The sequence below is a fragment of the Streptomyces sp. NPDC006134 genome, assembly GCF_040628835.1.
Taxonomy (GTDB): domain Bacteria; phylum Actinomycetota; class Actinomycetes; order Streptomycetales; family Streptomycetaceae; genus Streptomyces.
In genome coordinates this window covers 1-21,565 of sequence record NZ_JBEXTV010000087.1, presented here as the reverse complement: position 1 = coordinate 21,565, position 21,565 = coordinate 1, and the positions used below count along the sequence as shown (strand labels likewise).

Annotated in this window: 13 protein-coding genes; 5 read left to right on the top strand and 8 right to left on the bottom strand. The window is 73.8% G+C overall.

The window, feature by feature from the left end; translation table 11 throughout:
- Positions 1–252, top strand: a 252-nt coding sequence (locus tag ABZ340_RS34360) for an adenosylhomocysteinase (RefSeq protein WP_358785811.1), incomplete at its 5' end; no start/stop codon positions are given.
- A 59-nt stretch (positions 253–311) separates the two neighbouring features.
- Here ABZ340_RS34360 and ABZ340_RS34355 read toward each other — a convergent pair.
- From ABZ340_RS34355 to ABZ340_RS34345, 3 genes are all read right to left on the bottom strand, one after another.
- Positions 312–941 carry a dTDP-4-dehydrorhamnose 3,5-epimerase family protein gene (locus ABZ340_RS34355; RefSeq protein WP_358785810.1) on the bottom strand — a complete coding sequence of 210 codons (630 nt, stop codon included), beginning with the start codon at positions 939–941 and terminating at the stop codon, positions 312–314.
- Positions 942–960: 19 nt separating this feature from the next.
- Complete coding sequence (locus ABZ340_RS34350) at positions 961–1,737, bottom strand: class I SAM-dependent methyltransferase (RefSeq protein ID WP_358785809.1); 777 nt, start codon at positions 1,735–1,737, stop codon at positions 961–963.
- A 171-nt stretch (positions 1,738–1,908) separates the two neighbouring features.
- A complete protein-coding gene (locus ABZ340_RS34345; RefSeq protein ID WP_358785808.1) occupies positions 1,909–3,642 on the bottom strand; it encodes a TlrC/CarA/OleB/SrmB family ABC-F type ribosomal protection protein in 1,734 nt (577 codons plus the stop codon).
- Between the two features lie 597 nt (positions 3,643–4,239).
- On the opposite strand from ABZ340_RS34345, the gene ABZ340_RS34340 reads away from it, so the two are divergent.
- Complete coding sequence (locus ABZ340_RS34340) at positions 4,240–5,400, top strand: acyltransferase (protein WP_358785807.1); 1,161 nt, start codon at positions 4,240–4,242, stop codon at positions 5,398–5,400.
- A gap of 34 nt (positions 5,401–5,434) precedes the next feature.
- Positions 5,435–6,415, top strand: a complete 981-nt coding sequence (locus ABZ340_RS34335) for a Gfo/Idh/MocA family oxidoreductase (protein ID WP_358785806.1) — start codon at positions 5,435–5,437, stop codon at positions 6,413–6,415.
- A gap of 12 nt (positions 6,416–6,427) precedes the next feature.
- On the opposite strand, the gene ABZ340_RS34330 is transcribed toward ABZ340_RS34335, so the two are convergent.
- The gene (locus ABZ340_RS34330) at positions 6,428–7,399 is read right to left on the bottom strand and encodes an NAD-dependent epimerase/dehydratase (RefSeq protein WP_358785805.1); all 972 of its coding nucleotides are present in this window, start codon (positions 7,397–7,399) and stop codon (positions 6,428–6,430) included.
- A gap of 157 nt (positions 7,400–7,556) precedes the next feature.
- On the opposite strand from ABZ340_RS34330, the gene ABZ340_RS34325 reads away from it, so the two are divergent.
- Entirely contained in the window at positions 7,557–8,831 is a 1,275-nt protein-coding gene (locus ABZ340_RS34325) for an activator-dependent family glycosyltransferase (protein WP_358785804.1), read from the top strand.
- 30 nt (positions 8,832–8,861) lie between these two features.
- Here the strand turns inward: ABZ340_RS34325 and desII are convergent, their stop codons facing one another.
- The 4 genes from desII to ABZ340_RS34305 are packed head-to-tail and all read right to left on the bottom strand — an operon-like array spanning position 8,862 to position 14,022.
- The gene (gene desII, locus ABZ340_RS34320) at positions 8,862–10,379 is read right to left on the bottom strand and encodes a dTDP-4-amino-4,6-dideoxy-D-glucose ammonia-lyase (protein ID WP_358785803.1); all 1,518 of its coding nucleotides are present in this window, start codon (positions 10,377–10,379) and stop codon (positions 8,862–8,864) included.
- Positions 10,376–11,575, bottom strand: a complete 1,200-nt coding sequence (locus ABZ340_RS34315) for a dTDP-4-dehydro-6-deoxyglucose aminotransferase (RefSeq protein WP_358785802.1) — start codon at positions 11,573–11,575, stop codon at positions 10,376–10,378. Before ABZ340_RS34315 ends, desII begins: the two co-directional genes overlap by 4 nt.
- A 3-nt stretch (positions 11,576–11,578) precedes the next feature.
- Complete coding sequence (locus ABZ340_RS34310; RefSeq protein WP_358785801.1) at positions 11,579–12,793, bottom strand: cytochrome P450; 1,215 nt, start codon at positions 12,791–12,793, stop codon at positions 11,579–11,581.
- Complete coding sequence (locus ABZ340_RS34305; protein WP_358785800.1) at positions 12,790–14,022, bottom strand: acyltransferase; 1,233 nt, start codon at positions 14,020–14,022, stop codon at positions 12,790–12,792. The genes ABZ340_RS34310 and ABZ340_RS34305 overlap by 4 nt, the downstream gene beginning before the upstream one ends.
- Positions 14,023–14,508: 486 nt before the next feature.
- Here ABZ340_RS34305 and ABZ340_RS34300 point away from each other — a divergent pair.
- On the top strand, positions 14,509–21,565 hold a 7,057-nt coding region (locus ABZ340_RS34300; protein ID WP_358785799.1), incomplete at its 3' end, for an SDR family NAD(P)-dependent oxidoreductase.

Here is a 21,565-nt window from a genome sequence, read left to right as displayed (position 1 = left end):
GCCACCGGTCACCCGTCGTTCGTGATGTCCAACTCCTTCGCGGACCAGACGCTGGCCCAGATCGAGCTGTTCACCAAGCCCGACGCGTACCCGACCGGTGTCTACGTGCTGCCCAAGCACCTCGACGAGAAGGTCGCCCGCCTCCACCTCGACGCGCTCGGCGTGAAGCTGACCACGCTCCGCCCCGAGCAGGCCGAGTACATCGGCGTCAAGGTCGAGGGCCCCTACAAGCCGGACCACTACCGCTACTGAACGACGACGACGGCCGGACGCGGCGACCGCGGCGTCCGGCCGTCTCCGGTGGAGAAACGCTACAGCGCCGCCTCCAGCGCGCGGCAGGCCTCGTAGTCCGGCAGGAGGCCCGCCTCCAGCGCCTGGGCCAAGGTGGGGGCGGCGACGTCGCGCTCGGACAGGACCGGCTCGACGCCGTCGAGCGTGACGGGCAGCCCGAGCGCCGGGTCCAGCGGGGACACGGCGAGCTCGTTCTCCGCGACGTACGGTCCGGACATGAGGTACACCATCGTGGTGTCGTCCTCGAGCGCGACGAACACATGGCCCACGCCGACCGGCAGATACGTGGACCGGAAGTGCTCCTGGTCGAGCTGGACCGTGTCCCACCGGCCGAAGGTGGGCGAGCCCACCCGCAGGTCGACGACGAAGTCGAGCGCCCGGCCCCGCCCGCAGTAGACGTGCTTGGCCATGCCCGGCGGCGTCGCGGTGTAGTGCACACCGCGGACCACTCCCCGGCGCGAGTGGCTCTGGCAGGTCTGGAAGACGGGGAAGACGTGCCCGGTCGCCTCGGTGAACCGCGGTCGCTGATAGGTGGTCACGAACAGACCGCGACGGTCCGGGTACACCGTGGGGGTGAACTCGAAGGCGCCCTCGATGGCGAGTTCCCGGACGGTCGTGGGCGCGCTCGCGCCGGTGTGTCGAGTCGTCATCACAGCCGCCGTGATCCGGTCACTCGCCCCACTTCATGTAGATGACCGGCGGCTCACGGCCGGGAAGCTGGCGCAGGGGCGCGCGGTCCAGGCCGAAGACTTCCTGCAGCGCCGTGGTCTCACCGGGCCACTTGGGGTGGGCCAGCTCGTCGAACGCGAGGATGCTCCCCTTGGTCAGGTGCGGCCGGATCACCTCCAGGAGCTCCTTGGTCGGCTGGTAGAGGTCCAGGTCGAAGTAGGCCATGGCAATGACCGTCTCCGGGTTGTCCGCCAGGTACTGCGGAACGGTCTCGCGCACATCGCCCTGGACGACGAAGGAACGCTGCGTGTGCCCGAACGGCTCGCAGGCCTCGTGGGCCGCCAGGACCTCGCGCAGGTGGTCGACCTCGTTCTCCGGCACCGCGAAACGGCCGGCGACGGCGCTGGTGCTGACCTTGTCCACGTCCTGGATGTCGTCGGGGAAGCCGGTGAAGGTGTCGAACCCGATGATGCGCCGCAGCGAGTTGTACGGCTCGTAGATGCTGCGCAGGGCCGTGAGCGTGGCCAGGTGACGGCCGTGCAGCACGCCGAACTCCATGATGACGCCCGGGATCTCGGGCAGCATGCGGTACAGCGCGTCCATGGAGAGCAGGTCGGCGAGCTGGTGGCGGCGCAGATAGACGGGCAGGTTGTCGATCAGGTACTTGGGCGGGATGGGGCTTTCGACGAGGAGTTTCGTGAGCCGCTCACGCGCGTCGCGTTCCTTCTCCGACTCGTGGGGAACGATGCGCGGGTCGGTGAATCCGTCCTTGGCCATGAGGGGTTTGTTCCTTTCACCGGGGTCGAAGGAGCCGTCGGAGCAGCCGGAGGGACGGTCGCGGCGGGCCGGCGGTGCCACGCGGCACCGCCGCTCCCGCCGCGTACGGATGCCCCTCCGGGTGATCACCCCGGGGAGGGTCTCATGAGGCGATACGCCGCGACAGCCGCGTCAATCGCGGATACGGCCGTTCTCCAGGCGCACTGCACGCCCGGTGAACCGGCGTTCGAGCATGCGGTCGTGGGATACGACGACCAGTGCTCCCCGGTAGTGGGACAGGGCCTCCTCGAGGTCCTCCACCAGCGCCGGTGACAGGTGGTTCGTCGGCTCGTCGAGCACCAGCAGATCGACGGGGTCGTGCAGGAGTCGGGCCAGGGCGAGCCGCCGGCGCTGGCCGACGGAGAGCCGGCCGACCGGGGTGGCCAGATCCGAGGGCCGGAAGAGTCCCAGGCCCAGCAGCGCCCCGCGATGTCCCTCGGGATCGCCCGGCAGGCCCTGGCCAAACGCCTCCAGGAGGCTGAGCCCTGGCTCGGTGACCGGTGTCTCCTGCGGCAGCCAGCCGGTGCGCGCCGGGCGGGTGCTCGTGCCCCGGTCCGGTTCCAGGTCGCCGACGAGCACCCGCAGCAGGGTGCTCTTGCCCGCCCCGTTGGGGCCGGTGATCAGGACGCGCTCCCCCGGGCGTACCTCGAAGTCCGGTACCTGGAGCCGCTGTGCCACCTCCACGTGGTACAGCCCGGCGACGGCCGAGGTGCCCGCGGCGTCGCCGCCCTTGATGCGGGGTGCGAAGCGCATGGGCTTCGGCGGGCGGGGGACCGGGTTCTCCTCCAGCCGGCGCAGCCGCTCCTTGGCGTGGCGCACCCGGGCGGAGATCTGCTTCTCCACACTGCGCTGGTGACGGCCGTTCGTCCGGTCGGTGTTGCCCCGCGGCCCGGCGGCCACGTGGTCCGCCGCCGCGCGCGTCAGCTCACGCTGGCGGGCCAGGTCCTCCTTCCACTCCTGGTGCTGCTGCTCCCAGCGGGCCCGCAGGGCCGCCTTGGCCTTCACATAGCCCGCGTAGCCGCCGCCGTGGCGGTGGACCGTGTGCCGCTCGGCGTCCACGTCCCACAGGGCGGTGGCCACCCGCTCCAGGAAGACACGGTCGTGGGAGACGACGACGATGCTGCCGCGATGGGAACGCAGGTGTTCCTCGAGCCACTCCAGCGCGGCCCGGTCCAGGTGGTTGGTGGGCTCGTCGAGCAGCATGAGCTGCGGTGCGGCGGCGAGCACACAGGCCAGGCCCAGCCGGGCCTGCTCGCCGCCGGACAGGCTGGCCAGCCGCCGCGTGAGGTCCACGGACGCCAGGCCCAGGCCGTGCATGGCGGCCTGCACCCGGGCGTCGGCCGCATAGCCGTCCCGGGCCTCGAAGGCCTCCATGAGATCGCCGTACTCGGCCAGCAGAGCCGTCAGCTCGTCCCCGTCCGCCTCGGCCATGGCCGCCTCGCAGCGGCGCAACTCGGCCTCCAGGGCACGCAGTTCGGCGAGGGCGTGGTCGATGGCGTCCTGCACCGTGTCGTCGGGCGCCAGCTCGGGGGTCTGCGGAAGGTAGCCGACCCCGCCCGGCGCCTGCACCAGCACCCGGCCCCCGTCGGGCTTGTCCAGTCCGGCGAGCAGGCGCAGCAGGGTGGTCTTGCCCGATCCGTTCTCCCCGATGACGCCGATGCGTTCACCCAGGGCGACGGACTGGTGCACCCCGTCCAGCAGCCGGCGGGTGCCGCGGGAGTGCTGGATGTCGTCCAGCACCACCCGGAATCCGCCCGGCGACGGCGCACTCGGTTCGGGATGCCGTTCCTCGGCGAGCGAGGTGCCCGCGGACGAGGAGGACGACGACAGGGAGCTGTCGGAAGAAACAGAAGAGGAGTTATGCATGATTGCGCACGCCGTTTCATCTGTGGGTCAGAAAAAGGCCGACCGGAGGGGAGCACTGCTCGAACGGGTGCCGGAGACGGGCATGGCCGCATGGCGCAGGACAGAAGACTGTCGTGAAAGGCCGCAAGCGGCGCTCGAACGGCGGTGTCACAGGCCGCTGAGAAGCGGCATTCGCCGTGACCGTGGCGCCCGGAGCCGGAAGTGCTCGCCAGGTGGCGTCAGATGACGTAGATGCTCGCGGCGACGAAAGCAGAGATCATGGCGTGGGATCCTAGCAAATGTTTCCGGGGAGGCGGACGGAAGAGGGAAGAGATTCGGCCAGGCGCCGAACGCGGGGAGACGGCCGAGGTCCGGGGAGGGTGGGCGGGCCGCCGCACCGGTCGGCGCCGACCCTGCCCCGTGCGACGCGCCGGCCGTCCCCGCAGCGGTGCACGCGTTCTCGAACGGTTCTCGAGTCGCCGGAGCCATCGTGGCGGACGGCCCGGCGGCGTCACCCGCGCCCGGCCTCTCACGCACGACGTACCGGTGCGCGACCAGGACGCAAGGCCGCTGGTTCGCTCCCGCACGATCACCCACGACTAGTGCTCCAGGAGCGCCATGCCGAGCCGTCAGACCACACTGGAAAGACCACGCGCCACCGAACCGGGAACGACCGGCTTCCGTCCCGACATCCAGGCGCTGCGGGCCCTGGCCGTGGGACTCGTCGTCTTCCACCACCTGTGGCCGACCGTGCTCACCGGGGGCTTCGTCGGCGTCGACGCCTTCTTCGTCATCTCCGGCTACCTCATCACCGCCCACCTGGTCCGCGAGTTCGACCGCACCGGCCGTATCCGGATCGCGCACTTCTACGCACGGCGTGTGCGCCGTCTGCTGCCCGCCGCCTTCCTGGTGCTGGTCTCCGTCGTCGTCGCCGTGCGCGCCCTCGTCCCGCGCGACCGCTGGGCCGACTACGCCCACGAGGTGATGGCCGGCGCTCTGTACGGGCAGAACTGGCTGCTCGTCGAGCCCGTCGACCCGGCCCGGGTCACCGCGGTGGCGAGTTTCTGGTCCCTGTCGGTCGAGGAGCAGTTCTACCTGTTCTGGCCGCTGCTCCTGCTGCTGCTGTGCACGCTGCGGGCACCCTGGGCGCGCGTCGTGGGCGTCGCGGGCCTGGGGCTCGCCTCACTCCTCTGGTGCGTCCACCTCACCGGGGCCGACCCGGGCCTGGCGTACTTCGGCACACCCGCCCGGGTGTGGGAGTTCGTGATCGGCGCGGTGATCGCGCTGGCCGGGACGCGGTTCACCCTGCCCAGAGCCGTGGCCAACGCAGCCTCGCTGCTCGGCTTCGCCGCGCTCGTGGGCTCGGCGGTCCACTTCACCGGCCTGACGCCCTTCCCCGGCGCCGCCGCGCTGGTGCCGGCCGTGGGCACGGCCCTGGTCATCGTCGCCGGCACCGCCCCGGGGCGGCAGTGGCACACCGAGCTGACCTCGTCGAGACCCGTACAGCTCCTCGGCGGCATCAGCTACTCGCTGTACCTGTGGCACTGGCCGCTGCTCATCCTGATGCCGCTCGCCGTGTCCGGGGGAGTCCTGAACCTCCCGGTGCGCCTGGGCGTCCTGGCGGCGGCGCTGCTGTTGGCGTACGCGTCGAAACGGCTGGTCGAAGACCCGGCCCGCACCTGGACTCCGCTGGTGAACGGCGTCCGGCCGACCTTCGTGGCCATGCTGGCCGGCATGGCGGCGGTGTGCCTGGCGGCCGGCAGTCTGCTCTGGACCTGACGGGGCGGGGACCGGTAGGGGAGGAGGGGGAACGGTGGCGGTGGACCGGGTACGGGTGGGGGTGCTGGGCTGCGCGGACATCGCCTGGCGGCGCATGCTGCCCGCGCTCGCGGGCCATGCCTCGGTCGAGGTGGTCGCGATCGGCAGCCGGGACGCGGCCAAGGCGGCGGCGTTCGCCCGGCGGTTCGGCGGTGAACCGGTGACCGGCTACCGGGCCGTGCTCGACCGGTCCGACGTCGACGCCGTCTACGTCCCGCTGCCGCCCGCGCTCAACGCCGGCTGGACACGGCGGGCCCTGGAGGCGGACAAGCACGTCCTGTGCGAGAAACCGCTGACCACCACCGCACGGCAGGCGTCGGCGCTGAGGGAGCTCGCCCGCGCCCGCGGCCGGGCACTGTTCGAGAACTACATGTTCCTGTGCCATCCCCAGCACCACCTGGTCGACGAGCTGCTCGCCGCGGGGCGGATCGGCGAAGTCCGCTCCCTGGCGGCCGAGTTCACCATCCCCGGCAAGCCGGCGGACGACATCCGGCACCGCCGCGACCTGGACGGAGGCGCGCTCACCGGCGTCGGCGTCTATCCGCTCCGCACCGCCCTGCGCCACCTCGGCCCCGGCCTGGAGGTGGCCGGCGCGCATCTGAACACGGACCCGGACACCGGCGTCGACACCGGCGGGGCGGCGCTGCTCACGGCACCCGGTGGCGCGGTGGCGCAGATCGGGTTCGGCCTGCGGCACGCCTACCGCGGCCGGTACGAGCTCACCGGCTCCCGGGGCCGTATCACCGTGCCCAGGGCCTACACGCCGCCCGCGGACCACACCGCGGTCGTCCGCCTCGAACGGGACGGCTCCCGCGAGGAGTTCCTCGTGCCCCCGCACGACCAGTTCCGCTCCGTGGTGACGGCCTTCGCCGAGGGCGTCCGCTCGGGCGCCCCCTCCCCGCTCACGGGCGAGGCGCTGCATGACCAGGCCCGGCTGGTCGAGGACCTCCGCGCCGTGGCACGGCGCGGAGCCTGACGGACCGGCCGGTCAGCACGGCAGCGCCCGGCGCCGCGCGACCGCCGACACGACCTCGTCGACGGCCCGGCGCAGCGACACCTCGGGCCGCCACCCCGTCACCTCCCGGAAGGCCGACGAGTCGACGTCGAGGTCGCGGAAGTCGCCGGTCTCGGCGTAGCCGGGGGGCTCCACCGACAGCACCGGGACGGGCGGCCGCCCGGTGTGCCGGGCCGCGCTGTCGGCGATGGCCCGGAACAGCTCGCCGAGTGCCACGACGTGCCCGCCCACCGGGCAGGCCCGGCCGTCGAGGTCCGCCACGTGGTCCAGCGCGCTGACGAACGCGCGGGCCGCGTCGGTCACGTCGAGGAACTCGCGCCGTACGGTGCCGTCGTGCCACAGGGTGAGGGCCTCGCCGGACAGGGCCCGGCCGGCCATCGCGGGGGTCACGCCCGCCTCGCTGCCGACGGTGGTGGGCAGGCGCAGCGCGACGCCGCGGACGGTGCCCCGGGCCGCGGCGTCCAGCAGGTGCCGCTCCGCGGCGGCCTTCTGCCGGGCGTAGGCGCTGCGCTGGGGGCCGCCGTCCGCCACCTGGTTGGTGCTGGCCAGGAGAACGGCCGGGGCGGGGCCCCGGCCCGGTGCCGCCGCGCACCGCGCGACCACCTCACGCACCAGGTCCACGTTCACCCGCTCCGTCTCCGGGTCGCAGGCCGCCGACCGCCAGGAGCCCTCGCCGGTCATCCGGGCGACCAGGTGGATCACCGCGTCGGCGCCGCGGACGACGTCGGCGACGGCGCCCTCCCGGAGCAGATCGGCCCGTACCGCCTCGGTCGCCGCCGGGCCGCCGGACGGTACGGCGAACGGGCCGCGCGCCACCGCGCGCAGCCGTATCCGACGGCGGGAGAGCTCGCGCACCACGGCGGAACCGATGTACCCGGAGGCCCCCAGGACGACGACCAGGGGGCGGCGGGAGGAAGAGGGAGAAGAGGAAAGGGAGCCGGCCATCGCTGTTGCCTCGTTTCGTGGTGTGACGCCGCCCCGCGCGCTCGAGGAGCGCTCGTTCCCGGATCGAGGGGAGCTCGCCGCGCGTCCGTGCGGCGCGGGCACCGGGGCAGAATCGTCGACTGTCCGTCCGTTGCTGTCGCGTCAGGGGGAGTTGTTCATGCGTGTGCTCATCGCGGCTTTCGCGCACACCTCGCATTTCCATGGCTTCGTGCCTCTCGCGGGGGCCCTGCGCGCCGCGGGGCACGAGGTGCGCGTGGCCAGCCAGCCCGGCTTCGCGGACGCGATCACCGGCGCCGGGCTCACCGCCGTACCGGTGGGGGAGGACCACCGGCTGCTCGACGCGATGCAGGAGAAGGGCGCGGAACTCCAGCGCTACTCCGCGAACATCGACCTGTCCCGCCCCGAGGGGTTCGACTGGGACTACCTGTTCAATCTCTACGACCTGTCCGTCCCCTACTTCTACTCGGTGATCAACGACGAGTCGTTCGTCCGGGAACTCGTCGGGTACGCCCGCCGGTGGCGGCCGGACCTGGTGCTGTGGGAGCCGTACACCTTCGCCGGGGCCGTCGCCGCCCGGGCGTGCGGCGCCGCCCACGCACGGGTGCTGAGCGCGAGCGACCTGAACGCGTACTTCCGGCAGGCGTTCCTCGAGCGGCTCGGCGAACGGCCCGCCGGAGCGCGCCCCGACCCGCTGCGGGACTGGCTGGCCGGGGCCGCCGAACGGTACGGGGTCGCCTACGACGAGGGGCTGGTGGTCGGCCAGTGGACCGTCGACACGCTGCCCGAGCGGTTCCGGCTCGACCTGTCGCTGCCGACGGTGGGCATGCGGTACCTGCCCTACAACGGCCCGGCCGTCGTCCCGGACTGGCTGAAGGAGGCAGGGTCCCGGCGGCGCGTGTGCCTGACGACCGGATCCACCGGGAGCAGCTTCACCGCAGACCCACAGGTCTTCCACCGCTACCTCCGGGTGCTCGCGGAGGTCGACGCGGAGATCGTCGTCACCGCCGACGCCGCCGCACTGCGGGAGGCCGGCCCCCTGCCGGAGAACGTCCGGGCCGTCGGCTTCGCCCCGCTGAACGTCCTGCTGGAGGGCTGCTCGGCCGTGGTCCACCACGGTGGCAACGGCACCTGGTCGACGGCCCTGTACCACGGGGTGCCGCAGGTGATGGTGCCGTACCTGTGGGACACCATCCTGCGGGCGCAGCAGACGGCGGCCGCGGGCGCGGGCCTGTACCTGAAGGAGGGGGCGGTGAGCGCCGAGGACCTGCGCGACAGCGTGGCCCGGGTGCTCGCCGAACCCTCGTTCCTCGAGGGGGCCCGCCGGCTGCGCGAGGAGGCCCGCGCCGAGAACAGCCCCCACGACGTGGTGTCCGTTCTGGAGGAGCTCACCGAGCGGCACCGGGACGCCGGCCCGACGGCGGCCGCCGGCTGAGCCGGCGCGGCGCGGGCCGCCGTCCGGCTCTCACGCCGGGCCGCCCGCGCGCAGCAGGCCCCGGTGCGTTCCCCAGCCGTCGGCGATGTCCTGTTCCATCTGGTTCAGCCGGGCGGTCACGGCCTGGTCGAAACCGTCGAGGAAGTACTCGTCGCCGGGCCGCGGCTCGATGTGCGGATGGCGCTCGACGAATGCGCGGACCACGTCGTGCAGGCTCCTGTCGGGGGTGACGCGTCCGGCGATGTACCGGCGCGCGCCCGCGAGTTCGGGGAACCCCGCCTCGCGGTAGAGGTAGACGTCGCCCAGGAGGTCGACCTGCACCGCGATCTGCGGGTGCGCGGAGCCGCGCATGGTCGCCGGGGTGATGCGCAGCAGCTCGGCGTCCATCCCGCTGCGCAGGCTCTCCAGCGCGTACCCGAGGTCGATGTGCAGTGCGGGGGTCCGCTCCCGCGCGTACGCGGTGAAGTCCTGGAGCGCGTCGCGCAGCCGGGCGCGCTCGTCGGCCGCGAGCCGCCCGTCGTCACGGCCGCTGTAGTCCTCGCGCACCGTCACGAAGTCCAGGGGGCGGTCGGGGGAGTGCTCGTTCAGCCCGGCCACGAAGTCCACGAGGTCCATGAGCCGGCCGGCCCGGCCGGGCAGGACGATGTAGTTGAGGCCGAGCCGCGTCGGGGCGTCCCGCTCGGCCCGCCGCGCCAGGAAGGAGGCCAGGTTGGCCCGGACCCGGCCGAAGGCGCGCGGTTTGGTCGTGGTGGCTTCGTACTCGGCGTCGTTCAGGCCGTACAGCGAGGTGCGGATCGCGTGCAGCGACCACAGCCCCGGCTGGCGGTCCAGGGTCCGGTCGGTGAGGGCGAAGGCGTTGGTGTAGAGCGTCATGTCGAGCCCGCGCCGGCCGCCGCGCGCCGCCAGTTCGCCGAGCGCCGGATTGGTGAGCGGTTCGAGCCCGCCGGAGAAGTAGACCGTGGAGGGCTGGGTGTCGGGCACCTCGTCGATGACGGACGCGAGCACGGCGTTGCCCGTCTCCAGCACGGCGGCGTCGTAGCGCGCGCCGGTGACGCGTACGCAGAAGTGGCAGCGGAACATGCAGGTCGGGCCGGGGTAGAGGCCGACGCTGTAGGGGAAGGCCGGGCGCCGGTGCACCACCGCGTCGAGCGCGCCCGTCCGCTCCAGCGGGAGGATGGTGTTGGTCCAGTACTTGCCCTCCGGGCCCCGCTGGACGGCCGTGCCGAGCTCGGGTATGCGGCCGAAGAGGCCGAGCAGCGCGGCGAAGGACGCCCGGTCCAGGCGCAGCAGGTGGCGGGCCTGCTCCAGGGTGGTGAACGGACGGGTGCCGTACCGCACGGCCAGGTCGGCGAGGTGCTCCGCCCGCTCCTCGGCCCCGCCGCCGGTGTCACCGAGCTGTGCGAGGCGGGTGCGCAGGGCGTGGACCGCCGCGACACGGTCACTGCCGGGGCGAGCCACGTCTTCGATCGCCTGTGCGGGCGATACCGCTTGGGCGGTGTCCACGAGAACTGTTACCTCCGGGTCGGGCTGGGGACGGATGGCGCTCATGCGGGCACTGCCTCGGCCCACATCGCGTCGATCTGCTCGCCGCGCTCCGCGGCGAGCCGGATGATGCTGCACACCCGGCGGATGTCCTCGGAGGACACCGACGGCCCGGTGGGCAGCGCGAGCACCCGCTCGGACAGGCGCTCGGTGTGCTCGAGCCGGAGCGGGGGATCGGTCCGGTAGGCGGGCATCAGGTGGCAGGGGGGCGAGAAGTAGAGCTGGGGGAAGACCTTCTCGGCCTCCAGCAGGGTCCGCAGCCGGTCGCGGTGCAGACCGGTGACGGCGCGGTCCGTCAGCAGGATCACGTACTGGTGGTTGTTGCGCTCGTGCTCGTCGAAGGGCAGGACCTCGATGCCGGGCACCCCGCGGAGCTCCGACCGGTAGAGGGCGTGGTTCTCACGGTTGCGTGCGCGGGTCTCCTCGAAGGAGTCGAGGGAGGTGAGGCCCATGGCGGCCGAGCACTCGCTCATCTTGGCGTTCATACCGACGGCGGTCACGGACTTGTCCCGGTCGATGCCGAAGTTGCGCAGGGCCACGAGCCGTTCGGCGAGCTCGCCGTCGTCGGTGGTCACCGCCCCGCCCTCGAAGGCCATGACCGTCTTGGTGGCGTGGAAGCTGAACACCTCCGCGTTCCCGAAGCCGCCGATCGGCCGGTCGCCGAAGGTGCAGCCGAAGGCGTGGGCCGCGTCGAAGAACAGTTTCACCCCGTGCTCCGCGGCCAGCTTCTCCAGTTCGGCGACCGGTGCCGCCCGGCCCCACAGGTGGACGCCGAGGATGGCTCCGGTGGCGGGGGTGATGAGCTCCTCGACCCGCGCGGGATCGAGGCAGCCGGTGACCGGGTCGACATCGCAGAACACCGGCTCCAGGCCCACCCAGCTCGCCGAGTGGGGCGTCGCCGCGAAGGTCAGCGAGGGCATGATGACCTGTCCGGTGACGCCGGAGGCCCGCAGCACGAGCTGGAGCGCCGCGGTGGCGTTGCAGGTGGCGACGGCGTGCCGCACTCCGGTGACGTCGGCGATGCGGCTCTCCAGCTCCGTGGCCAGCGGGCCGCCGTTGGTCAGCCAGTCGTTGTCCAGGGCCCATTCGAGGCGGGCGAGGAACCGCGCCCGGTCGCCGACGGTGGGCATGCCCACCAGGAGCGGGCGCAGGAACGCCGCCGGACCGCCGAAGAGCGCGAGATCGGTGAGGGCACGCTTCATGCCTCACCGCCAGGAGACGGGCAGCTCGACCGGGCCCCGCATGAAGACGTGGCGCCACGTCAGCTCCGCGGCGGGAACGGCGAGATCCAGGGCCGGGAAGCGCTTCAGCAGGACGCCGAAGGCGACCTCCGCCTCCGCCCGGGCCAGCGCGGCGCCGAGGCAGTAGTGGATGCCGTGGCCGAAGGTGAGGTGGCTGCCGTCGTTCCGGCCGACCCGGAAGGACTGCGGGTCCTCGAACCGTGCCGGGTCGCGGTTGGCGGCGGCCAGGTTGATCAGGACGGTGCTCCCCGCGTCGATGGACACCCCGCCGATCTCGACGGGTTCCAGGGTGTGCCGGCTCGTCATCTCGATGGGCGCCATGTAGCGCAGCACCTCTTCCACGGCGGACCCCAGGAGGGCGCCGTCCGCGCGGAGCAGGGCGAGCTGGCCGGGGTGGGTCAGCAGGAGGAAGGCCCCGGTGCCGATCACGTTCACCGTGGTCTCGATCCCGGCGACCAGCAGGAGGAACACCGTCGAGATCAGCTCGGCCTCGGAGAGGCGGTCCCCGGAGTCGCGCAGGTCGACCAGGGCCGACAGCAGGTCCTCCCCCGGCTCGTCGCGCCGGCGGCGGATCAGGGAGCGGACGCACTCGAACAGGCTGCGGTACGAGACGGCGTTGCGCTCCGCGAACGCCGGATTGCTCTCGACGACGTGCTGGGACCAGATCTGGAAGTTCGCGCGGTCCTCCTCGGGCACGCCGAGCAGTTCGCACATGACGGTGAGCGGGAGCGGGCGGGCCAGCGCGCTCACCAGGTCACCGCCGCCGGTGGCGGCGAACTTCTCCAGCAGGTCCTCGGCGATCTCCTGGATCCGGGGCCGCAGCGCGTTGATGCGCCGCATCGTGAATTCCCTGGTCACGAGCTTGCGCAGCCGGCCGTGGTCCGGCTCGTCGCTGCGGAACATGTTCCGCTGGAAGTACTCGGCCAGGTCGTCCGGGACGCCGGTGGCCGCCGAGAGGTCGACGTCCGACTGCTTCGTGGGGTCGTTGCTGAGCCGGGGGTCGCTCAGGGCGGCCCGGACGTCCTCGTAACGGTTCACGAGCCAGACGAAGGAGCCGTCGTAGAAGCGCACCTTGGTGACCGGACGCTGCTCGAGCAGGTCGCGGTACGTCGCGTACTGGTCGGTGTGGAAGAGCTCGCTGCCCAGGTCCAGGACCTCGGGCAGGTGCGGCTGGTTCATGATGTCCTCTCACCGGTGAGGGGCTCGGACCGCCGGGGGGCGCGGTCGGGTGCGTGAGGTCCGGCGGGCCTTGGCGCGGGGCGGCTCCAGCGGCGCATGGCGGGCAGCTCGACCGCGGTGTGCAGGAGCCAGGCGGCGGCCCAGCAGACGAGGAACAGCCCGGCCGCGAGGCCCGTCATCGTGAGGAGGCCCGGCCGGAAGCCGTCCGGCAGCAGCGCGGTGAAGAAGGCCGTCAGGATCATGTGGTGCACGAGGTAGAAGGCGAAGGAGAGTTCGCCGAGCCGCACCACGCGGGGACGGCCCGCCAGGGAGGGGAGGCCGTCCCGGTCCCGGGCGGCGGCCGTGGCGATGAGCACGGCCAGCGGGATCACGGTGGCGCTCGCCATCGCCCACAGGTGGGGCAACTCGGTGACCATCGTCGTGACCCCGGCCACCGCGTAGCCGACCAGGCACAGGACGGCGGCGAGCCGGACGTTGACGAAGGTCCACATCCCGTTGCGGACGAGGAGGGCGAGCACGATGCCCAGCGCGAACTCCAGCAGGCGCACGGGGGGCGCCGTGTAGACGAACCAGAACTGCGTCAGGCTGTAGCCCGCGAGCGGCATGACCTCCCCGGGCAGCAGCCGGGCCAGGTGGGGAACGGCCATGATCAGGGCGGTGAGGGTGCCCGCGGCCGCCCACAGCCGCTGCCGCGGCAGCCGGCGCACTCCCCCGTACAGGAACGGGAACAGCAGGTAGAAGAAGAGCTCGCAGGCGAGGGTCCACGAGATCGGGTTGACCGTGGCGGTGAGGATCATGCCGGGCACCCAGGCCTGCACGAGCACGAGGGCGGCGGCCGTCGTCGACACGGTCACGGCGGTGCCGGTGACGAGGACCAGGACCAGACCGGCCGACCAGGTCACGACGTGGCTGGGGTAGATCTTCACCACCCGCCGCCGCCAGAAGCGCCGGACGGTGTCACCCGGCCGTGCCGCGTACGTCAGGACGAACCCGCTGAGGACGAAGAAGAAGGAGACGCCCACCGGTCCGGCCGGCAGCAGGAAGTAGGCCAGGTCGCGCGAGGCGGCGTCGGCCTGCGGGCTGAACTGGCTCAGCGCGTGGCAGACGTACACCAGGAGAGCGGCGAAGAACCTCAGCCCGGTCAGCGACGGCAGCCGTTCGGCCCGACGCCCCCGGTCACCGGGCGCGTCGGCGGGAGGAAGCTTGTGGAATCTGTCCGCAGATGGCAAGGCTCACTGGCCCTTCTATCGGTTTCCGCTGTCCAGGAATTCGAGATCGCTGATCGCTGGAATGTCGTGTTGCCCGGGAATTAGGATTGCCCGGGATTCGTGAGGGGGCGACCGGCCCGGATACGCTTCCGTCGGTATCTTTCCGCAGGTCGGTTGAATTCGACTAAAGGGAAGCTCGAGGATCGATGTCCGGTCGCTGGGATTCGTGCGCCAAATGATTAAGATAACGGCTCTGAGCTGTGGCTTTTCGGAAATGCGCCGGATCGGCAGCGTAAAGACACCTTGGCCCGGGAGGCGCGCTGGTGTACGTTCGACCGGTCGCTGATCAACGGTAGTCGACCGTTTATGGCTCGCGGGCTCGGTTGTTTCTTTCCGTGGCTTACGCGCCCCGCCGGCCGGATCGCAGTCGATGTGGTCGGCATTTCCGTAGGCCATGGTTTTCAGAGGCTCGCTCCCTGGTAACGCGCGGACGACTAGGAGTCAGGTGTGAACGGCAGCCCCCTGCACGGTAGGAACAATTCCGCATCCGCCGGAGGGGTGGCCCGGCCCTGGGTTCTGTCGGCGGCGGACCACGGTGCGCTGCGGGCCCGGGCGCGTCAGCTCCTGGCCCACCTCCACGCCCGTCCCGGCCTCGGCGCCGACGGGTTCGGTGCCGCGCTCGCCCGCGGGGACCGGCGCCTGCCGCAGCGGGCGGTGATCGTCGGCTCCTCCCGCGAGGAACTCATCGACGGCCTGGCCGCGGTCGCCGAGGACTGCCCGCACGCGGCGGTCGTGCGCGGAACGGCGGCCGCCACGGCGCCCGTCACCTTCGTCTACCCGGGCCAGGGCTCCCAGTGGCCGGGGATGGCCACGGAACTCGTCCGCGAGTCCCCGGTGTTCGCGGACGCGATCGCGCGGTGCGCCGAGGTATTCGCCGCCGAGTCCGGCTGGTCGCTGGCCGAGGCCCTCGACACCGCCCCCGGCGCCCCGCCCCGGGTCGAGGTCGTACAGCCCGCCCTCTACGCGGTGAGCGCCGCCCTCACCGAGCTGTGGCGCTCCTTCGGCGTCGAGCCCGACGCCGTCGTGGGACACAGCATGGGCGACCTCGCCGCCGCCCACGCCGCCGGAGGCGTGGAGCTCCGGGACGGCGCCCGCGCGGTGGCCCTGTGGAGCAGGGAGCTGATGCCCCTCGTCGGCAGGGGGGACATGGCGTCGGTGGCCCTGCCCGCCGACCGGATCGCTCCGCGGCTGGCCTCCTGGGGCCCGGACCTCGTCCTGGCCGGCGTCAACGGCCCCCGCTCGGTGCTGCTGGCCGGAGCCACGGAGACGATCGGGCGCTGTGTCGCGGAGCTGACCGCCGAAGGGGTCCGCGCCCAGGTGATCGGCGTGTCGATGGCCGCGCACTCCCCGCAGATGGACGAGGTCGTCGACGGAGTGCGCGCGGCGCTCGACTGGTTCACGCCGCGAGCGGGCACCGTTCCCTTCTACTCCAGCCTCACCGGCGGCACCCTCGACACCCGCGCGCTGACGGCGGACCACTGGTGCGAGAACTTCCGCGGCCGCGTGGAGTTCGAGCGCTCGGTGCGGGCCTGCGCCGACGACCGGGCGGGCGTGTTCGTGGAGGTGAGCCCGCACCCCGTCCTCGCGGCCGCCGTACGGCAGACGCTCGAGGAGGCAGGCGTCACCCGCGCGGTGCTCCCCACGCTGCAACGCGGCCAGGGCGGGCTGCGGCGCTTCCTGACCGCGGCGGCGGAGGCGTACGCCCACGGGGTGGAGGTCGACTGGACGGCCGCCTTCCCCGGTGTCGAGCCGGCCCTCCAGGACGGCCTGCCGGACCTCCCGCCCGCCGGAGAGGACCTCGGCGGAGAGGACCTCGGCGCACGGGCCGCCGGACCCTCCCGGCCGGGGCTCTTCCCCGCGGGAACGCCGGAGCACGAGATACGGCAGCGGCTGGCCCGGCTGGTGGACGCGGAGACCGCCGCCGTGACCGGCGCCGGGGCACCCGTCGCGGACGGCTCGCTCACCTTCGCCGAACTCGGGCTCGACTCCGTCCTCGCGGTTCAGCTCCGTGACCGCCTCGCGGCGGCCCTCGGCCGGGACATCGGCATCGCCATGCTCTTCGACCACCCCACTCCGCGGGCCCTCACCGGCGCGCTGTACGAGCTGCTGCGCCCGCGGGCGCAGGCCGGCGGCCCGGGCACGGACCCGGCCCCCGGGCAGCGGGAGCCGGGAGCCGGCCGTGCGGCGGACGAGCCGATCGCGGTCGTCGCCATGGCCGTGCGGCTGCCCGGCGGGGTGCGCACCCCCGAGCAGTTCTGGGAGCTGCTCTCGGGCGGGCGCGACGCCGTGACGGGCCTTCCCGCGGACCGCGGCTGGGACCTGGAGGCGCTCCTGCACCCGGACCCGGCGCGCCCCGGCACGGTGCGGCAGCGCTCCGGCGGCTTCCTGCACGACGCCGCCGACTTCGACGCGGACTTCTTCGGCATCTCACCGCGCGAGGCCCTGGCCATGGACCCGCAGCAGCGGCTCCTGCTGGAGGTGAGCTGGGAAGCGCTCGAACGGGCCGGGATCTCCCCCGGGACGGTGCGCGGCACGCCCACCGGAGTGTTCACCGGTGTCATCGCACAGGAGTACGGCCCGCGCCTCGCCGACGGCGGCACGGACGTCGGGGGCTATCTGGTGACCGGCACGACCACCAGCGTCGCCTCCGGGCGGATCGCCTACACCCTGGGCCTCGAGGGACCGGCCGTCACCGTGGACACGGCCTGCTCGTCCTCGCTCGTGGCCCTGCAGCTCGCCTGCCGTTCCCTGCGGGCGGGGGAGACGGACCTGGCCCTGGCCGGCGGCGCGACGGTGATGCCGACGCCCGGCATGCTCGTCGACTTCAGCAGGCTCGGCGCGCTCGCCCCCGACGGTCGCTGCAAGGCGTTCTCCGCCGACGCCGACGGCTTCGGGATGGCGGAGGGCGCCGCGGTGCTCCTGCTGGAGCGGCTGTCCGACGCCCGGCGCCTGGGCCATCCCGTCCTGGGCCTGATCCGCGCGGTGGCGGTCAACCAGGACGGCGCCAGCAACGGACTCTCAGCACCCAGCGGCCGGGCCCAGGCCCGGGTGATCCGGCAGGCGCTCGCCGAGGCCGGACTGTCCGCGGCCGACGTGGACGCGGTCGAGGCCCACGGCACCGGCACCCGGCTCGGCGACCCGATCGAGGCCCGGGCCGTCATCGAGGCGTACGGGACGGGCCGCCCCGCGGACCGCCCGCTGTGGCTCGGCTCGGTGAAGTCCAACATCGGCCACACCCAGGCCGCCGCCGGCGTGACGGGCGTCATCAAGATGCTGCTCGCGATGGCCCACGGCACGCTGCCGCGGACCCTGCACGCCGACCGCCCCTCACCCGAAGTGGACTGGTCCCGGGGCGAGGTGCGGCTGCTGACCGATCCGGTCCCCTGGCCCGACGCGGACGGGCCCCGCCGGGCGGGCGTCTCGTCCTTCGGCATCAGCGGCACCAACGCGCACGCCATCGTCGAGGGACCACCGGCACAGGAGCCCGCCACCGGTCCGACGGGCGACCGGACCGCGGGCCCGGACCGGCGGCACGCCTGTGTCGTGGCGCCGTGGGTCGTGTCGGCGCACAGCGAGGCCGCGCTGCGGACGCAGGCGGGCCGCCTCGCCGCGCACCTGCGCGAGCACCCCGGACACACCGCCACGGACGTGGCCTTCTCGCTGGCCACCACCCGGGCCGAGGCGCGCCACCGGGCCGCGTTCGTGCCGGACGGGCGCGCCGAGGCCCTGGCCGCGCTGGACGCGCTGGCCGGGGGCGGTACCGGGGACGCCGTCGTGGACACGGCCCGGGCGGGGTCCTCGCCGGTCTTCGTCCTCCCCGGCCAGGGATGGCAGTGGGCGGGCATGGCGGTCCGGCTGTACGACACCTCACCGGTTTTCGCGCGCGCCATGGACGAGTGCGCCGCGGCCCTGGAACCGCACCTGGACTTTTCCGTCCTGCCCTTCCTGCGCGCGGAGGCCGCCGCCGCGGACGGCCGGCCCGGCGCCGGCCTCTCCACCGACCGCGTCGACGTGGTGCAGCCCGTCCTGTTCGCGGTGATGGTGTCGCTGGCGGCGCTGTGGCGGGCCCACGGCGTCGAACCGGCCGCGGTGATCGGGCACTCCCAGGGGGAGATCGCGGCCGCCTGCGTCGCCGGCGCCCTGTCACTCGACGACGCGGCCCGGCTGGTGGCCGTCCGCAGCCGTGTCATCGCCCGGCTGCGCGGACACGGCGGCATGGCCGCAGTCGCCACCGACGCCGCCGAACTGACGCGCCGGCTCGGCCGCTACGACGGCCGGCTGGAGATCGCCGCGCTGAACGGGCCGCGCTCGGTGGTGGTGGCCGGGCCGGACGACGACCTGGACCACCTCGTCGCCGCCCTCGACGCGGAGGGCGTACGGGCCAGGCGCCTGCCCGTCGACTACGCCTCGCACACCGCGCACATGGAGGACGCCCGCGCCGCCCTGGACGAGGAGCTCGGGGAGATCGAGCCGCTGCCCGGCGCCGTGCCTTTCTTCTCCACGGTGACCGGCGACTGGGCGGACCCCGCGGCGCTGGACCGCGCCTACTGGTTCCGCAACCTCCGGGAGACCGTACGGTTCGAACCGGCCGTGCGGGCGCTCGTGGAACAGGGACACCGGGCCTTCATCGAGCTCAGCGCCCACCCGGTGCTCACCTCCGCCATCGAGGAGACCGGGCACGAAGCCGGCGAGGACCTGGTCACGGTGGGGACCGTGCGCCGCGGCCACGACGGGCCGGAGGACTTCGCCCGCGCCCTGGCGGCGGCGTGGGCCGCGGGCGTACCCGTGCGCTGGGAGTCGGTGTTCCTCGGCATCCGGGCGCGCCCGGTCCCGCTCCCCACCTCGCCGTTCCGGCGGGAGCGCTTCTGGTGGGAGCCCGCGCCGGATGCGGGCACCACGCCCGGCGGGGCGGCCGGCGACGAGGGCGCCGCGCTGCGCTACCGCATCGACTGGCAGCGGGTGCCCGACCCGGAACCCTCCGCGGCGGGCCCCCAGAGCTGGCTCGTCGTCCGGTACGACGGGGCTGCCGAGGCGGCCGCGCGGGCGGCGCGCGCATCCCTCGAAGCGGCCGGTGCGACGGTGCGGGACCTCGTGATCGCCGCCGTGCCCACGCGGGCCGAACTGGCGCGGATCCTGCGGCACGCCGCCGGGGACACGGACCGGACCGGGGTGCTGTCCCTGCTGGCCGTGGACGAGACGGGCGAGGACGCCGGCACACCCCTGGGCCTGCCGTCGCTCGGCGGCACCGTCGTCCTCGCCCAGGCCCTCGCCGACTCCGGCCTCGACGGCCCGCTGTGGTGCCTCACCGAAGCGGTGCAGGTGACCGGGCCGGACGAGCGCCCGGGCGACCCCGCGCGGGAGGCGCTGTGGGGGCTGGGGCGCGTCATCGCCCTGGAACACCCCGGTCACTGGGGCGGTCTGATCGACGTGCCCGCCGGTGCCACGGCCGAGATCACCCGCTCGCTCGTCGGCGTGCTGACCGGCGGGAGCGGCGAGGACCAGGTCGCCCTGCGCCCGGAGGGGGTGTTCGCGCGCCGCTGGAAGCGGGCCGCGCCCCGGCCCCGCACCACGCCGCCCTCCTGGGCGCCCACCGGTACGGCGCTGGTCACCGGGGGCACCGGGGGCATCGGCCGCCACGTCGCCCGGTGGCTCGCCCGCCGCGGCGCCCCGCACATCGTCCTCGCCGGCCGCAGCGGCCCCGACGCCCCGGGAGCCGGTGAGCTGGCCGCCGAACTGCGCGCGCTCGGCTGCGCGGTGACCCTCGCGGCCTGCGACGTCGGCGACCGCGACGCCCTGCGCTCGCTCCTCGGGAGCCTGCCCGCGGACCAGCCGCTCACCTCGGTGTTCCACACCGCGGCCACGCTGGACGACGGCACTCTCGACACCCTGACCGGCGAACGCATCGAACGGGCCGGCCGCGCCAAGGCCCTGGGAGCCAGGAACCTGCACGAACTCACCGCGGACGCGCCGCTGACCGCGTTCGTCCTGTTCTCCTCGTTCGCCTCCGCGTTCGGCGCACCCGGCCTGGGCTGCTACGCCCCGGGCAACGCCTACCTCGACGGCCTGGCCCGGCAGCGGCGCGCCGAGGGGCTGCCCGCGACCTCGGTGGCCTGGGGCACCTGGGCCGGCAGCGGCATGGCGGAAGGCCCCGTGGCGGAGCGCTTCCGCCGGCACGGCGTCGTCGAGATGGTCCCGGAAGAGGCCCTCGACGCCCTGCAGACGGCACTGGACCGGGCGGAGGTCTGCCCGGTGATCATCGATATCGAGTGGGAGCGCTTCCTGCTCGCGTACACCGCGCAGCGGCCCACCCGGCTGTTCGACGCGCTGCCCGAGGCCCGCGGCGCGCGGGAGGCCGCGCGCCGGGAACACGGCGCGGCGGGGACGCCGCTCGGCGACCTGGCGGACCGGTCCGCCGCCGAGCGCGGGCGCGCGCTGCTGGACCTGGTGCGGCAGCACGCCGCCGCGGTGCTCGGGCACCGGGACGCGGAACGCATCTCCCCGGAGCGGGCGTTCCTGGAACTCGGCTTCGACTCGCTGGCCTCGGTGGAACTGCGCAACCGGCTCACGGCCGCGACCGGCCTGCGCCTGCCCACGACCCTGGTCTATGACCACCCGCACGCCCGGGCCGTCGCCTCGCACCTCGAGGCCGAACTCTTCGGCGGGGCGGAGTCCGGGCCGGGGCCGCGGCCCGCCGCCGGCGACGCCGTGCCCGGGGACGACCCGATCGCCGTCGTGGGCATGGCCTGCCGGTTCCCCGGCGGCATCGACTCCCCGGACGGCCTGTGGGAGTTCGTCACCGCCGGCCGGGACGCGGCCGCCGCGGCGCCGGACGACCGGGGCTGGGAGCGGCGCGCGGCGCTGGGCACCGGTGCCGACCGCCCCTTGGGCAACTTCCTCGACGGCGCGGGGGACTTCGACGCGGCGTTCTTCGGGATCTCGCCGCGCGAGGCGCTGGCGATGGACCCGCAGCAGCGCCAGGTCCTCGAGGTCACCTGGGAGGCGCTCGAACGGGCGGGCATCCGGCCGGAGACCCTGCGCGGCAGTGACACCGGGGTGTTCCTCGGCATGTCGCACCAGGGGTATGCGGCCGGACCGGTGGAGGGCCGGGGCGAGGTCGAGGGATATCTGCTCACCGGCAGCACCGCCAGTGTCGCCTCGGGCCGGGTGGCGTATGTGCTGGGGCTCGAGGGGCCCGCGCTGACGGTGGACACGGCGTGCTCGTCGTCGCTGGTGGCGCTGCATCTGGCGGGCCGGTCGCTGCGGGACGGCGAGTGCTCCCTGGCGGTGGCCGGCGGGGTGTCGGTGATGGCGGGCCCGGAGGTGTTCACGGAGTTCTCGCGGCAGGGCGCGCTGGCCGCCGACGGGCGCTGCAAGGCGTACTCCCGGGACGCCGACGGCTTCGGAATGGGCGAGGGCGTGGGGCTGGTGGTGCTGGAGCGGCTGTCGGACGCGCGGCGCAACGGGCACCGGGTGCTGGCCGTGGTGCGGGGTTCGGCGGTGAACC

What these genes read in the sequence shown, in the direction of transcription:
- ABZ340_RS34355 (WP_358785810.1), bottom strand. Translation starts at nt 941, where the DNA reads ATGACGACTCGACACACCGGCGCGAGCGCGCCCACGACCGTCCGGGAA.
- ABZ340_RS34350 (WP_358785809.1), bottom strand. Translation starts at nt 1,737, where the DNA reads ATGGCCAAGGACGGATTCACCGACCCGCGCATCGTTCCCCACGAGTCG.
- ABZ340_RS34345 (WP_358785808.1), bottom strand. Translation starts at nt 3,642, where the DNA reads ATGCATAACTCCTCTTCTGTTTCTTCCGACAGCTCCCTGTCGTCGTCC.
- ABZ340_RS34340 (WP_358785807.1), top strand. Translation starts at nt 4,240, where the DNA reads ATGCCGAGCCGTCAGACCACACTGGAAAGACCACGCGCCACCGAACCG.
- ABZ340_RS34330 (WP_358785805.1), bottom strand. Translation starts at nt 7,399, where the DNA reads ATGGCCGGCTCCCTTTCCTCTTCTCCCTCTTCCTCCCGCCGCCCCCTG.
- ABZ340_RS34325 (WP_358785804.1), top strand. Translation starts at nt 7,557, where the DNA reads ATGCGTGTGCTCATCGCGGCTTTCGCGCACACCTCGCATTTCCATGGC.
- desII (WP_358785803.1), bottom strand. Translation starts at nt 10,379, where the DNA reads ATGAGCGCCATCCGTCCCCAGCCCGACCCGGAGGTAACAGTTCTCGTG.
- ABZ340_RS34315 (WP_358785802.1), bottom strand. Translation starts at nt 11,575, where the DNA reads ATGAAGCGTGCCCTCACCGATCTCGCGCTCTTCGGCGGTCCGGCGGCG.
- ABZ340_RS34310 (WP_358785801.1), bottom strand. Translation starts at nt 12,793, where the DNA reads ATGAACCAGCCGCACCTGCCCGAGGTCCTGGACCTGGGCAGCGAGCTC.